Annotated in this window: 11 protein-coding genes, 1 pseudogene and 2 riboswitches; of the genes and pseudogenes, 1 reads left to right on the forward strand and 11 read right to left on the reverse strand. The window is 40.5% G+C overall.

Translation table 11 applies throughout. The annotated features are described in order from the left end of the window. Nucleotides 1-235: 235 nt before the first annotated feature. The 9 genes and pseudogenes from ilvE to metX form a co-directional block, all read right to left on the reverse strand. Complete coding sequence (gene ilvE, locus JI666_RS14370; RefSeq protein WP_206893008.1) at nucleotides 236-1,141, reverse strand: branched-chain-amino-acid transaminase; 906 nt, start codon at nucleotides 1,139-1,141, stop codon at nucleotides 236-238. 334 nt (nucleotides 1,142-1,475) lie between these two features. After that, nucleotides 1,476-2,681 carry a homoserine dehydrogenase family protein gene (locus tag JI666_RS14375; RefSeq protein ID WP_349769342.1) on the reverse strand — a complete coding sequence of 402 codons (1,206 nt, stop codon included), beginning with the start codon at nucleotides 2,679-2,681 and terminating at the stop codon, nucleotides 1,476-1,478. Between the two features lie 14 nt (nucleotides 2,682-2,695). Next, nucleotides 2,696-4,351: an acetate--CoA ligase gene (gene acsA / locus JI666_RS14380; RefSeq protein WP_206893016.1), complete on the reverse strand. Its 1,656-nt coding sequence runs from the start codon at nucleotides 4,349-4,351 to the stop codon at nucleotides 2,696-2,698. Between the two features lie 17 nt (nucleotides 4,352-4,368). After that, nucleotides 4,369-5,103 carry an ABC transporter ATP-binding protein gene (locus JI666_RS14385; RefSeq protein ID WP_206893018.1) on the reverse strand — a complete coding sequence of 245 codons (735 nt, stop codon included), beginning with the start codon at nucleotides 5,101-5,103 and terminating at the stop codon, nucleotides 4,369-4,371. A 12-nt stretch (nucleotides 5,104-5,115) separates the two neighbouring features. Beyond that, nucleotides 5,116-5,949 (reverse strand): ABC transporter permease, encoded by an 834-nt coding sequence (locus JI666_RS14390; RefSeq protein ID WP_206893019.1) that lies wholly within the window; start codon nucleotides 5,947-5,949, stop codon nucleotides 5,116-5,118. A 15-nt stretch (nucleotides 5,950-5,964) separates the two neighbouring features. Continuing rightward, nucleotides 5,965-6,966: an aliphatic sulfonate ABC transporter substrate-binding protein gene (locus tag JI666_RS14395; protein WP_206893020.1), complete on the reverse strand. Its 1,002-nt coding sequence runs from the start codon at nucleotides 6,964-6,966 to the stop codon at nucleotides 5,965-5,967. Between the two features lie 22 nt (nucleotides 6,967-6,988). Continuing rightward, nucleotides 6,989-8,757 (reverse strand): annotated as a pseudogene (locus JI666_RS14400) (PLP-dependent aspartate aminotransferase family protein). Between the two features lie 71 nt (nucleotides 8,758-8,828). Then, a riboswitch (SAM riboswitch) is annotated at nucleotides 8,829-8,939 on the reverse strand. Nucleotides 8,940-8,965: 26 nt separating this feature from the next. Further along, on the reverse strand, nucleotides 8,966-10,264 hold the full coding sequence (locus JI666_RS14405) for an O-acetylhomoserine aminocarboxypropyltransferase/cysteine synthase family protein (protein WP_206893021.1): 1,299 nt from the start codon (nucleotides 10,262-10,264) through the stop codon (nucleotides 8,966-8,968). 15 nt (nucleotides 10,265-10,279) lie between these two features. Next, nucleotides 10,280-11,356, reverse strand: a complete 1,077-nt coding sequence (gene metX / locus JI666_RS14410) for a homoserine O-acetyltransferase MetX (RefSeq protein WP_206893022.1) — start codon at nucleotides 11,354-11,356, stop codon at nucleotides 10,280-10,282. 230 nt (nucleotides 11,357-11,586) lie between these two features. Then, nucleotides 11,587-11,697, reverse strand: a riboswitch (SAM riboswitch). A gap of 176 nt (nucleotides 11,698-11,873) precedes the next feature. On the opposite strand from metX, the gene JI666_RS14415 reads away from it, so the two are divergent. After that, complete coding sequence (locus JI666_RS14415; RefSeq protein ID WP_206893025.1) at nucleotides 11,874-12,293, forward strand: TlpA disulfide reductase family protein; 420 nt, start codon at nucleotides 11,874-11,876, stop codon at nucleotides 12,291-12,293. Between the two features lie 69 nt (nucleotides 12,294-12,362). On the opposite strand, the gene JI666_RS14420 is transcribed toward JI666_RS14415, so the two are convergent. Together JI666_RS14420 and sigI are read right to left on the reverse strand one after the other, a co-directional pair. Continuing rightward, complete coding sequence (locus JI666_RS14420) at nucleotides 12,363-13,676, reverse strand: anti-sigma-I factor RsgI family protein (RefSeq protein ID WP_206893029.1); 1,314 nt, start codon at nucleotides 13,674-13,676, stop codon at nucleotides 12,363-12,365. Between the two features lie 21 nt (nucleotides 13,677-13,697). After that, entirely contained in the window at nucleotides 13,698-14,453 is a 756-nt protein-coding gene (gene sigI / locus JI666_RS14425; protein WP_286170840.1) for an RNA polymerase sigma-I factor, read from the reverse strand. Between the last annotated feature and the right edge of the window lie 246 nt (nucleotides 14,454-14,699).

Here is a 14,699-nt window from a genome sequence, read left to right on the forward strand (position 1 = left end):
CTATTTTGCGACCTATTAAACTAGTCGCCTCATGAACAGCATATGCTGCTCGCTTTGATAACAAGTGTCCAAGAACACTTGGTTGATCCTATCTTACTTGTTTCAGATCAACACTCGGAGGGGATGTCGATTCAGGGGGTAATACCGGCTTCCACCACTACCGGCTCTCTGGTTACTACCAAATCCTGATTCTTTTGCCTCGTCATCGATTTTAAATATTTATTTGTAGACTTTCTTATCCTGCTTGCACATCACGTTTAGATGGGTAAACGCTAACGCCATCTACAGTGACAATGTTTCGAAATGCTCCAAGAAGATCATTAGTTGTTTTACCAGGTTTTCCTTCGCCGATTACACGACCATCTACTTTCACAACCGCAATGACTTCCGCAGCTGTTCCAGTTAGAAACACTTCATCCGCAACATAAACATCATGTCTAGTAAATGTCTCTTCTCTCATGTCATAGCCTTTCTTACTTGCGAGCTCCATGATGGCATTTCTCGTAATGCCTTCAAGTGCCCCAACGTATCCAGGTGGTGTTTTGATTACGTTGCCTTTCACAATAAAGATGTTATCTGCCGATCCTTCAGCAACATATCCTTGATCATTTAACATCAAAGCTTCGCTAACACCAGCAAGGTTGGCTTCGATCTTAACTAGAATGTTATTGAGGTAGTTCAATGATTTAACCTTAGGACTAAGTACATCCGATCGGTTTCTCCTACTCGCTACCGTTACAATATCAATCCCTGATTCATATAGATGCTTAGGGAACAAGGCCAGTGATTCTGCAATAACAATCACTTGAGGTTCCTTACATGTAAATGGATCAAGACCAAGATTACCAACACCACGTGACACTACGATACGAACATACGCATCTTGAAGTTTGTTCTTCTTCAATGTTTCAACAATAATGTTAGTCATTTCCTCCTTGGTCTGTCTGATTTTAAGCATAATCGAATGAGCTGAATCATAAAGCCGGTCTAAATGGTGCTCAAGTCTGAAGACGTTGCCGTCGTACATTCTAATTCCTTCGAACACCCCATCGCCATAGAGGAAGCCATGATCGTATACCGATACTTTGGCGTCTTCTTTTTTCACAAATTCGTTATTAAGGTAGATCCACTGTTCACTCACCTTGTTCACTCCTTTCTGTTTATTAGATAGACGCAGTAAAGCGTCAGGATGTTATTTTAGGACCATTTTTTAAAGTTCGGTCCCTCGTTTGTTTTGTGTGAGTTGTTTGAATACTTTGTTTAATTGAGGATTATATTACGCCGGTTTGAAGTATAGGTCAACACCCCTTTTGAAAGTTTTTAGATAATTTAGATATATCAGTCTTTTTGGAACCGCTTACATTGTTGTCACGCGTGAGATTTCATTCCATAAAATTTTTTATTGTAAATTTTAATAAAGCGCTTACACTATTGGAAATGAAAAAACCCCTCTAACATCTGAGGGGTATGAATACTTATACAAGAGCCAGATTAGATATGTCACTCTTCTCAATCGGCCCTTTGATTGGATATAGCTTTATGAAAGGTTTTTGCTCGAGATAAGATTCAATATCGCTTCTTTTACCGCTAGCATAGTATGCATCTTTTTCTGATAAAGGGAGAAGTTCAATCATTAACCCTTCTGGAATATCACCTAACAACAACCAATCATCAACTTCAGATTTATTTTCCTGTGATCGAGAATAAAAGACACCTTCCGAACTGTTTCGATAGAGACTAAGTAAATCCTCAATCATAGCGCTAGCTGTTGGATAGGCACCAGCACCAGGTCCGTTTAACGTAATACTTCCTGCTAGGTTACCAGATACCTGGAGTGCATTGTTTACACCCGTTATGTGGAAAAATGGATGGGAAGAAGTGACTGCGACTGGCTCCACTGAAATAACCGGTCCATCAACAGTTGAAGTGAGCGAAGCGATATGCTTGATTCGGAAGCCAAGCGCTTCCGCCTTCTTGATATCGGCAGACGTCACTTCGTTAATTCCTTTTCTAATAATTCTCTCCCATTCAGGCTGCTCGCCATAGACAATATCAGAGAGAATGAGAATTTTATAAAAAGCATCCCATCCTTCAATGTCATTCGTAGGATCAGCTTCCGCATAGCCTTTTTCTTTAGCTTCATTAAGCGCTTGTTTAAATGAAATTCCTTCCCGTTGAAGTTCGCTAAGAATGAAATTCGAGGTTCCGTTTAAGATTCCATTGATTTCTTGGATTTGATTGCTCTTCAATCCTTCTCTTAATGTGCTTAGTATCGGAATAGAAGCTGCCACCGCTGCTTCATACCTTAAGCCTACTTTGTGTTTGGTCGCAAGGCTCCTTAGCTCTTTCCCTTTATGTGCTAACAACTCTTTATTTGCCGTTACAACATGGCAACCTTTTTCGATAAATTTAGCTAAATACGTTCGAGCAGGTTCTACACCAATTATCGCTTCAAAGACAACATCAAGCTGAGGTAGACTCAGTAGATCCTCGACATTCGTAGTTAACATGAGCTTGTTGTCTACTTCTCTTTCTAGATCTCCGTCTTTAATTAATATGGCATCTATTGAAACCTTCTTATCAAGCAGGCTTTCTAACTGCTCGCGCTGTTCTTCGATGCTCTCGTATATCCCTTTACCGACTGTGCCGAAACCAATCAGTGCTACATGAAGTGTTTCCACTGACTTCACCTCCATTATTGAATTGATCTTTCTTTCAGTACTCTTCGTAAAATTTTACCGCTGATTTTTGTTTTCGGAAGCTCATCAAGTACTTCTATTTCTCTAGGTGCAGCATGTGCAGCGAGGTTCTTTCTTACGTGCAGCCGAATATCTTGGATAAGTTCATCCGTTTGTTCGTAACCCGTTCGTAACGTGATATAAGCTTTGACAATTTCGCCCCTTAATTGATCCGGTTTACCCACAACGCCTGCCTCAGCTACTGCAGGATGGGTAATGAGCGCACTTTCGACTTCAAATGGTCCAATTCGCTCGCCAGAAGAATTAATCATATCGTCGTCACGACCTTGGAAGAAGATATATCCTTCCTCATCTTGATAAGCAAGATCTCCTGAGACATACCATCCTTCATATGGAAAATAACTTTCGAATTTGTCGGGATTGTTCCAGACGGTTTTCATTAACCCTGGCCATGGTGCTTCAATTGCAAGCTGACCCGTCTGTCCTATCGGCAATTTGTTTCCGGCTTCATCAAGTATCCCGACCTTTACACCTGGAAAGGGTCGCCCCATTGAACCAAGCTTAATGACTTCACCTGGAAAGTTAACAATCAGATGCCCTCCCGTTTCTGTCATCCACCACGTGTCGTGAATTCGCTTTCCCCATACTCTGGATGCCCATTCAATCACTTCTGGATTCAATGGCTCGCCTACACTTAAAATGTGTCGTAACGAATTCAGGTTATAGTTTTGTACTCTATCTTCATTTGCCATTAACATCCGAAATGCAGTAGGTGCACTATACCAAACTGTGACATTCAATTGATCGATCAGGCTATACCATTGATCTGCATCAAATCGTCCTCCAGATATAACAATCGTTGCACGGTTTAACCATGGAGCAAAAAGTCCATACACACTCCCTGTCACCCAACCTGGATGAGAAGTACACCAGTATACGTCCGATTCCTTAAGATCAAGAACCCAATGTCCAGTCTGATAATGATGAACAATAGAGCGGTGAACGTGTAACACACCTTTAGGCTTACCTGTTGAACCGCTCGTATAATGAAGAATTAAACCATTTTCTGGATCAACCCATTCAACTGGAGTAGTTTCATTCCCAACTTCTGTGTTCTCCACTTCCTTTGCTGTAAGAATAAGTCTAAGCGAAGGAATATCTTTCACTGGGACACGTTTCTTTAGCTCCTCATCTGTAAGTAAAACGGTTCCTCCACAGTCGTTAATACGGTCTTTCACTGCTTCTTCCATAAATGCTTCAAATAGTGGAGCGGCAATAGCACCGACTTTAATAACAGCAAGAATGGCGATGTAGCATTCAGGATTTTTGGATAGAAAGATGAAAACTCTTTCTCCTTTTTCTACTCCATGCTTTTTTAATACAGCTGCATAATGATCTGTTCTTGCTTTTACATCATTAAAAGTAATTGATTGTTTCGTGTCTCCATTAACATAATGTAATGCTGTTTTATTTCCATAACCGTTTTCCACATGACGATCAATGCATTCGTAAGCGGCATTCATTTTCCCAGTAGAACGATTGATATAACGGTTCTCTTTATTCTGCCACTCAAATGTAGAGTAGACTTCTTCATAGCTACCTAGATTTGTTTCTAAAGCTTGTGAAGGAATTTGGTTTGTCGGTATGGTCATATGCTGACTCCTCCTGGCTAGTTTACAGGTGTAGTTAATTCTAACCTATTTAAAATATGTTCCTTATACGCGGCTAGCTTTGCGCTCCCGCGAGATCGAGGTCGTGGTTCATCAATAAATAGTTCTTCATCTATTGTTCCAGGCTGCCCTTTAAGGATAATGAGTCGGTCACATAAATAGAGCGCCTCTTCAACATCATGGGTTACGAGTAGAATCGTAGTTTCGTATGCTTCCCAGATCTCTAATAATAAATCCTGTAGTTTCATCTTCGTAAAAGCATCAAGTGCACTAAATGGTTCATCGAGCAATAAGTATTCAGGGGAAGTGACAAGAGCGCGTGCAATCGCAACGCGCTGTGCCATGCCACCTGAAAGTTGTTTAGGGTAGTCACCTTCGTTTCCTTTAAGGCCAACAAGATCCAGGTACCTAGCTGCTTTCTCTTGCTTATCTTTTTTTCCATTTTTCAAGCCAAATGAGACATTATCTATGACCGATAACCACGGCATCAGTCTTGGCTGTTGAAAAATAAACCCTAGTCGTTCATCGACATGTTTGCAAACATGACCATCGAGGAGTACATCTCCACTATAGGACGTATCTAACCCTGATACCGCTCGTAGCAGCGTGCTTTTTCCACATCCGCTTGTTCCTAGAATGCCGATAATTTCTCCGCGCTCTGTACGAAATGAGATATTTTCAATCGCTTTTCTATTCTCGAATTCTTTACTGACGTTCCGAACTTGTAGACTCATCTTAAATCCTCCTCACAGTTGTTCCATCCGATCCTGCCAATGGAGTGACTTACTTTCAACCTTCTTTAATACAGCATCAGTCAGCTTACCAAGGACCGCAAACAGGACAATGCTTGCAATAATAAGTTCAGGAGAGTAGGTGTTCTGTCCAAGAACAAGCAAGTAACCAAGTCCCTGACTCGCTCCCATCAATTCAGCAGCTACTACAAACATCCAACCAAGTCCAAGTCCACTTCTGAGTCCTACTAGAAAAGAAGGAAGTGATGCAGGAAGAATAATTCTTTTAACGAGTTGAAAGCTGCTTAATCCATACATTTTTCCTACTTCAATTAATTGACGATCGACATTCAAGATCCCGCTCACAACATTTAAATAAACTGGGAAGAAAACACCAACTGCAATTAACGTAACTTTCGATGCCTCGGCAATACCCATCCATAAGATAAAAAGGGGAACCCAGGCAAGAGATGGAATGGAGCGAAACGCCTGAATAATCGGATCAAAAAACTGCTCCGCCTTTCGATAAAAGCCAACAAATGAACCTAGTATTAATGCCGCAAAAGACCCTAAGAGAAACCCAAGAAAAATACGATAAAGTGTAATCCCGATATGCCCCCACAGTGACCCATCAGCCCCCAACTCTATGATGGTGTTTACGATTACTGTTGGAGCTGGCAATAAGTATGTTGGGAGAACGTTTAATCGACTTAGTCCTTCCCAGATTACAAGCAATAAAATTGGAAGGGTACTGCCGATAATGGCAGGGTGTACTGTTAGTTTCTTTTTGTTCGGAACCGTCTTAATACGCCTAAGCGGTAATGCTTCTGAATGTCCTTGTCTCGCCATATCCACAGCTCCTTTCTATTTCGTAATGACTTCTTCTGCGAAGGTTTGATCAATTAACTCATTCGTTAATTCTTTTACATCTGCTTTTGCATCAATAATCTCGCTTTCTTGAAGAACGTTACCTGCTGCTATAATTGCCTCTCTCTGCTCTTCTCCTGGTACTGGGTTTGAGAAATCATTGCATTCTAACTGCTTCTTGGCTACATCAACCTGGATATCAGCTTCCTCTGCTAGAAGCTCAGCCGCTTCTTTAGGGTGATCAAGGATCCACTGTCTAGCTTTCTCGTAGGCTTTAATGACACGCTTTACATGTTCAGGGTACTTTTCAGCAAACTCAGTGCGCGTATTCAAGAACCCATATGTGTTCAAATCTGCATTACGATAGAAGAGCTTTGCACCTGTCTCAAGTTCGACCCTTGCCATGTGTGGATCAAGGCCAGCCCATGCGTCAACTTGACCGGTGCTTAGTGCCGAAGCGCCATCTCCGTGCTGGAGGTTAACAAGTTCAATGTCATCCTGAGATAATCCCACTTCATTTAAGGAGCGTAGCAAGAAAATATATGGATCTGTCCCAAGTGTTGCAGCTACTTTCTTACCTTTTAAATCTTCTACACTACTAATGTCAGAATCTTTATTTGTGACGAGTGCTGTCCACTCAGGTTTTGAATATATATAAACGTTTTTAATAGGTGCTCCTTTAGCTTTTGCCATTAATGCAGCAGCACCTGCCGTTGAGCCAAAGTCAACACTGTTACTCGTTAGAAATTCTAATGCCTTGTTGCTTCCCTGACTGAGTACATAATCGATTTTAATATTGTCATCTTTAAATTCTTCTTCTAGAAAGCCAAACTTTTTCACAACTAAGCTAGTTGGTGAGTAGTAAGCATAGTCAACTCGAATTTCTTCTGGTCCAGACGAGTTAGCTTCTGATGATGAACACCCTGCACTAATGAGAACGATAACGGCAAGCACGATGAAACTTAAACTTCTAAAATCAATCCATGGAATTTTTGTCATAATGGTTTCTCCCTCTCCTTATTTAGATCTCACATGCATAAGTTGATATCGTTCCTCTGAGCCTCTGGGCTTCTTTATAGGTGCAACGATTATGAACCACCTGTAAACCAGCATCTGCTGCTATTTGTGCTGCTTTTTCTGAAACGACACCTTCCTGAAGCCAGAACACGCGCGGTTTAACCTCTGCTGCTTCTTTCGCTACTTCAATGGCTGCTTCAGGGCTTCTAAATACTTGAACAACATCTATTTCGTGAGGAATACTACGTAAATCTGGATATGCTTTTTCTCCGAGAATTGTATCAGCCTTTGGATTGACTGGAATGATTTTATAGCCGAGTCTCTGCATCTTACGTGCTAGGCGATGGCTCGGGCGCGCTTCATTACCACTCAGACCCACAACAGCCAGTGTTTTTTGTCTTTGACTTTCTTTCCCATTGATTACTTCTTTTGTGTAAGGACTTTGCAATGCCCACCGAATCTCACCTTCATCATTCACTACAATTCGACTCCCATTCTCAAGTCCAGTCGCTTTTCGAAGTGCTTGATCGAGGTCATTAATTAAATCATCCGCACCCTCTACTCCAACAGATAGACGGATAAGTTCTTCTTTTACCCCGGCTCGTTCCAATTGTTCCTTATTCAGCTGTTGATGTGTTGTACTTGCAGGGTGAATAATTAAGCTTTTAGCATCTCCTACGTTGGCAAGATGTGACCAAAGCGATAGAGCTCTCTACCCGCTGGTTTTCCACCTTTAATTCCAAAGTTTACAACTGCGCCAAATCCATTAGATAGAATCTCTAGCGCATCTTGATGGGATGGATGAGAAGACAATCCAGGATAGCTTACCCAATCGACAGAAGGGTGGTTCTGCAAAAACTCAGCTAGTTTCATTGCATTTTGATTATGTTTTTCGGCTCGCAGATGTAGCGTTTCGAGTCCTTGTAGAAGTAGAAATGCATTAAATGGACTCAGACATGATCCGAAATCACGAAGCAGTTGAACACGAAGCTTTGTGCTGAACGCTAGTGTTGCAAAATCAATTGCATAGCGTATGCCGTTGTAACTTTCATCAGGTTCAATGAACGCTGGATACTTTGAAGAGTTCCAATTAAAGCGACCACCATCAACCACCACGCCACCAATTGAAGTTCCGTGTCCCCCAATCCACTTTGTAGCGGAATGAACAACAATGTCTGCACCTAGAGTTAGCGGCTTGCATGCATATGGAGTAGCAAACGTATTATCCACGATTAGTGGCACACCTGCTTCATGTGCAATATCTGAAACCTTTTCTACATGAAGGACAGATAAGCTCGGATTTCCTATTATCTCGGCAAACACCGCTTTCGTTTTGTCAGTAATGGCTGCTCTGAAATTCTCTGGATCTGTAGGATCCACGAAGGTAACGTTAATCCCATACCTCGGAAGCGTAACGGCAAATAGATTATAAGTGCCACCGTATAAGTTTGAAGCAGCTACGATTTCATCACCTGCGCTAGCGATGTTCATAATAGATAGGGCAATCGCCGCTTGCCCCGAAGACGTTGCAACAGCAGCAACACCTTCTTCAAGAAGAGCCATTCGTTTCTCAAACACATCAACCGTTGGATTTCCTATTCTTGAATAAATGTTTCCTGGTTCATCAAGAGAAAATAGTCTTTCTGCATGCTCACTGTCATGAAATACATAAGAACTTGTTTGATAGATTGGTACGGCTCTAGAACCTGTAGTAGGATCCGGTGACTGACCACCGTGTAGGGATAATGTGTCAAATTGATATGATTGAGTCATTGCTATTCCTCCAATTATTAGTTAAAAGATCTAAAAAATGCCCTCTTCAATAAGAAGAGGGCATTAGCCTCCCCTTATCTCTCAGAATAGTAGCTATTCTGCTGGAGTTAGCACCTTATTAAGCAATGCTTAATGGTTGCCGGGCTTCATCGGGCCAGTCCCTCTGCCTCTCTGGATAAGAGTGATCTATTTAGTTTGTCTATATAAATTAAACGTTCGCTTCGACTCTTGCCTTTACAATAGCTTGATCAAGATCTTCAATAAGATCATCAATGTGTTCAATTCCAACAGAAAGTCGAATGAGATCATCTCGAACGCCTGAAGCTTTTAGTTCATCGGCACTTAACTGCTGGTGCGTTGTACTTGCTGGATGGATAATTAAGCTTTTAGCATCTCCTACATTCGCCACATGCGACCAGAGGTCAACTGCATTAATAATCTTCGCTCCTGTTTCTCGCCCGCCTTTTATTCCGAAAACAACGACAGCTCCAGCTCCCTTAGGGAGATATTTCTGCACAAGCTGATTGGAAGGATGGTTCTCCTCTTCAGGATAGCTCACCCACTCTACTGCATCATGATTCTTCAGATATGAAACTATTTTGCGAGTGTTAGCCACATGTTCCTTCATGCGAACGTGAAGTGTTTCAACGCCAAGAGCGATTTGAAATGCATTAAATGGACTTAATGAAGCTCCTGTATCCCGTAACAGTTGAACGCGCGCCTTCACAATATATGCCGCTTCAGGTAGTGCTTCAGCAAACACAATGCCATGATAGGAGTGATCAGGCTCTATGAACCCTGGAAACTTGGAAGAATTCCAGTCAAATTTACCACCATCAACAATAAGACCGCCCATTGTAGAACCATTACCACCAAGCCACTTTGTTGCAGAGTGAACGACAATGTCTGCTCCATGTTCAATTGGTCTACACAAGTAAGGGGTAGCAAAGGTATTGTCTACAATTAACGGGATTCCTGCTTCATGAGCAATTTCTGCTACTTTTTCAATATCCAGCACGTGAAGTCCTGGATTTCCAATTGTCTCTGCGAAAATCGCTTTCGTATTCGATGTAATTGCATTTCTAAAGGATTCCGGATTTTTCGGATCTACAAAGTTGGTTTTGATTCCGTATTTAGGGAGCGTAGATGCAAAAAGGTTATATGTTCCTCCATAAAGCGTTGAGGCAGAAACAATTTCATCACCACTATTCGCGATGTTTAGAATGGAAGCTGTAATGGCAGCCATGCCACTCGCAAATCCTAGAGCACCGATCCCGCCTTCAAGCTGAGCTATTCGTTCTTCAAGTGTACCGACAGTTGGGTTACCAATACGAGAATAAATGAACCCTTCTTCCTTTAATGCAAACAAGTCTGCGGCATGATCCGTATTATTGAATCGATAAGCATTGGATTGATAAATCGGCAATGCTCTTGCTCCTGTAGCGGGGTCTGCCTGTAATCCACCATGAATCCCAATCGTTTCTAAATTGTAACGTTTCTCTGCCATTCTCCATTCACTCCTTCAAATTTTTAAGGTTTCCTTTAACTGTTCTTTAATCAATGGGCCCCATTTATCGAATTCGACAAGGAAACCATCATGACCAAATTTGGTATCAACAATATAGAATTTCGCTAAGCTTTCTAGTGTGAACATGCTCTCTAACTGATAAGGAGGATAAATTAAATCTCCCTTAAAGCTAATTGCGAGCACGTTTGAGTGAATCAGTTTCGCCGCCTCGGCTAGATCTCCTCTCCCTTTACTAATGTCATGCATATCCATTGCTTTCAATAAATACAAGTAGCTATTTGCATCAAAGCGACATGTAAGCTTCTTTCCCTGATAGTGAAGGTAGGATTCCACATCATAAGATGTTTCTGTGTGACTCTCACCAGGAGGTTCATCTCCATTTCGACCAAATTTCTTTTGAAACATATCATCTGTTCGATAGGAAATCATCCCAATCATTCTTGCTGTTGCAAGTCCTGTTGCTGGAGGATGACTGAGGTTATAATATCCATCTTTCCAATCTGGATCATTTGTAATGGCAAACCTCGAAATAGCGTTATAGGCAATACCATATGCGCTAAGAGATGGTGTGACCGCTAAGGGAACTAAGTGATCCATCCAATCCGGATAAAGAATTCCCCATTCTAATACTTGCATTCCTCCAAGCGAACCTCCAATGACGGCATGAAGATGATGGATACCTAGCTGCTCTAGTGCTTTTTTCTGAGAATGAACCATATCTCGAATCGTTACGAATGGAAAATCTGACTGATACGGTTGCCCGGTATCAGGGTTTGGAGACAGCGGTCCAGTAGATCCATTGCATCCACCTAGTACGTTAAACGTTATAACTTGAAATTCAGATGTATCAACGTACTTACCACTGCCAATCAAACCGTTCCACCACCCAGGTTCCGATGAACCAACTGTATACTGGTTTCCTGTTAAAGCATGACATACTAGGATGACTGGTGCTTCAGTTGATCCAACCCTCTCATAAGCTAGTTCTACTCTAGGAAGTTCTACACCAGACTCAAGTATGAATGGCCCAATAGATACGTTTCGATCCTCGTATCTCTTCTCTCTCTCCAAACCCTTATCACTCCTTTCAAGCAATTACCATGCTTCGCAAAACTCAATTAATCATGATATAAGGCTGTTTTCTATTAGGTTGTTGCTTTGGAAAGAATTTTTTTGTGAATACTACACCTAGCTAATTGGAGCGGAAATTCCCCCACTCTTATAGCAACAATGTCAAAGAAAAGATCCAAAAATAAAAAGCCTCTCTGAAAGACAGAGAGGCTTGATTTAATCATCAGCTCCGCTTATCTTCCAGGATTTCTCCTGCAGGAATTGGCACCTTTTCAAACCACGAATGGTTTGACGGTTGCCGGGCTTCATAGGGCCAGTCCCTCCGCCTCTCTAGATAAGAAAGAATATTTCGTTTTCATTTAATTTTCATTTAATTGTGTTCATTTTAGCAAGGTACCGTATCAGTGTCAAACAATTTCTGCAATTTTATTTAGAATCATTGTACGATAGGATTATTTTGATTAGAACTAGAATTTTGATAAAGTGATACTAGTATAAATCGATGAGGTGAGAAACGTTGGATGCGCCATATTTTGAATTAGAAGAACTTAGCAGCGGTGAAATCATTCGTCTATCCGACTTTGAAGACAAGCCAGTTATGATTACATTCTGGGCTTCCTGGTGTCCAGATTGTATGAGGGATTTACCAATGAAGGAGCAATTCTACCAGCATGCAGACCTAGATAAACTTGGTTTCATTACAATTAATGTGACCGGCCGAGAGCGGTCTGAAGAAGCCGGAAAAGCATTTACCAATACACATCAACTTCCCTTCCCTGTCTTAGCAGATATCGGTCGTGAAACGTATGACAAATATAACTGCAAAGGAGTACCTACAACGGTGTTACTTGATAAACAGCATCGTATTTTTAAAGTATTTGATGATCAATCGTCATTTCTTGATATTGTAGGAGCACTTCCAGAAATTATGCTCTAGAATCATAAAAAGCCAGAGGGAATTCCCTCTGGCTTTTCTAATAAATAATATAAATAATAGCGTGAAACGTTATTTGTCTTTCTTGTCTTTCTTGTCATTCTTGTCTTTCTGTTCTTTCTTCGAATCCTTTGATTCATGTTCTTTTTGATGTCTATCCTCTATCTTTTCTTGCTTCTTATTCTTCTTATCCCTATGATCGTGCTCTTTCTTTTGGACTTTTTTGTGCTCTTTCTTATCTTTTATATTTTCTTTTTGATAATCTTTTTGATTCTTTCCATCATTTTTTTCGTTCTGTTTATCGCTCTTCTTTTCTGCTTTTTTTATTTGATTTTCATTTTTTTTTTCAGCATTATTGATTTCTTTTTTATTAATTACGTCCGTTTTGTCTTTATCTAATTTGACAGATTCCTTTTTGATCGGTGGTTCTTCATCCTCAATTTCTGGAACCGTCTCTTTAGGTTTATCTCGCTTTTGGTTATTGTTCGGCTCATCCGGTTCTTGTACTATCAATTCGTTATTCGTTGTTTTACCTTTAGGTGTCTTTTTATCGTTCAATTGCACAACTGAATCGTCTAACTCTGATGATTCTTTAGTTGGATCTTGTGGACCTGTTTCAGCAGCAGTCATGCTATCGGATTCCAATGCTTCAATTTTTTTAACGGATAAATTGCGCACGTCACTTAGGGTAAGAGAGACGCCTCGATCTAAAGCACTTAAGTACGTCACATATTTACCAGGTGAAACACCCTTTTTCACAGCTTCTTGACGTGTATTGTAATCTGAATTTAGAACCGTCGTGATTGCAATTGACTGATTCTTTAGCGCTTCATTTTGTTCAATGTTACGAATTGCTTTTTCAAGGGCATCCTTAATATTCTCAGAACGTTCCTGTTTCTCAACATCTGAGGCTACAATTAACAGCTTTCCCCCATCTGAAAGGTACCCATCCTTATCCAAACGTGATACAAGAAGACCTGTAAATTCACTAAGTGGCATGTTCTTGGTTTCCTTGTTTAAATTCAACCCTTCACCGTCTGAGTTCCATGCTTGATATTGAACAACTTCAAGATCAGAATTTACTCCAACCTCAATACTAGGGTTAATATCAAAGCTAATATAGGCTGCAACTGCGTTGTTCTGTGTTACAGGTATGATGCCTGTGACAAGAACAACTAACAGCAAAAGCGCCGTCATTCCGGCCAGGGTTGGCATAGAGGGGGTAAAATAACCCTTTTTCTGTTTCATTGGTTTTGGTGCAAGTTTAATTTCAGAGCCTATTGTTAACGTATGATTTCGCTTAAGATTAATTGTTGTAAATTCACCATCAGGTGTTAAAACAACAGCTTTTCTACCACGAATGTCCATAATGACCCCTTGTTTCATCCCCTGGCCCCCTTAATTCAACTACTGTATATAAGATTTCAGAGCATTAAAACCACCGAGATGGATTAACGCAACTGCTATTATATACTTTCGATTACGTTCGATCGTTTTGCGACTGCACGTAACGAGCGCTAACAAATCTTTTATTGGGAGCTGCTTTTTTTCCAACAAATAGCTTGATAATACGTCATCGTCTGCAATTAACTTTGCAATCATTTTGGCGTTTTCTCTGGCATCAATATGTTTCGGGCAATTTTTGCTAAGCACCTTGAACGTAATACTGAATTTCTTAAGCAATTGTTCATATTCTTCAATTTCATACATACGCATTTCACTTTGCTTGTCCATTTCATAGACATCAAGTGCTGCTTTTTGTTCTGCAAAACTATCTTCAAGACGCCCTTCTTCATCAAGTTCTTCAGGTTCAAGATAGATGTATTTGTTTTGCCTTGCTTCCTTACGAATGTAATCTATGACTCTTCTTCTAATGACCATATCTGCAAAAGTAAGAAAGCGGCTACCCTGCCCTCTTCGGAATTGATCCATCGCTTCGTTAAACGCAGACAGTCCAATACTGAACTCGTCCATCGTATGATTAATATAACGATTGCAAACTTTTGATGTGATTTTCTTAATAAACGGTTGGTAATCTTCTAGTAGTTGGTTTCTTAGTAGTTGATTCCCATTTTGGATACTATCGATTTTATCTTCTAATGTAATGCTATCTTTGTTATTCGCGAAATTTCCCATTTTCGTGCTGATTGAAATGGTTGTCATGTTTTACACCTCTCATTTTGCAATCAATTTCACATTGAATGCTTATACGGGTTGGATTCTTAGATGTTATAAATTTAATTATTAAATCAAAGCTATGAAAATGAAACGTGCCACCGTTCGAAAGGAATGGTGACTCTATATTCAGTTATACCATTCAATCAGCATCAACGAAAATACAATTTTATGACAATGTTACTGTTTCTTTACTGGCTGTTATATTAATTTATCATTGTTAATATTACGCAA

The sequence above is a fragment of the Bacillus sp. NTK071 genome (assembly GCF_017303315.1).
GTDB lineage: Bacteria > Bacillota > Bacilli > Bacillales > Guptibacillaceae > Guptibacillus.

Bases quoted from the DNA above. Each gene is read 5' to 3' on its own strand.
- acsA (WP_206893016.1), bottom strand. From the start codon at position 4,351: ATGACCATACCGACAAACCAAATTCCTTCACAAGCTTTAGAAACAAAT.
- JI666_RS14385 (WP_206893018.1), bottom strand. From the start codon at position 5,103: ATGAGTCTACAAGTTCGGAACGTCAGTAAAGAATTCGAGAATAGAAAA.
- JI666_RS14390 (WP_206893019.1), bottom strand. From the start codon at position 5,949: ATGGCGAGACAAGGACATTCAGAAGCATTACCGCTTAGGCGTATTAAG.
- JI666_RS14395 (WP_206893020.1), bottom strand. From the start codon at position 6,966: ATGACAAAAATTCCATGGATTGATTTTAGAAGTTTAAGTTTCATCGTG.
- JI666_RS14405 (WP_206893021.1), bottom strand. From the start codon at position 10,264: ATGGCAGAGAAACGTTACAATTTAGAAACGATTGGGATTCATGGTGGA.
- JI666_RS14420 (WP_206893029.1), bottom strand. From the start codon at position 13,676: ATGAAACAAGGGGTCATTATGGACATTCGTGGTAGAAAAGCTGTTGTT.
- sigI (WP_286170840.1), bottom strand. From the start codon at position 14,453: ATGACAACCATTTCAATCAGCACGAAAATGGGAAATTTCGCGAATAAC.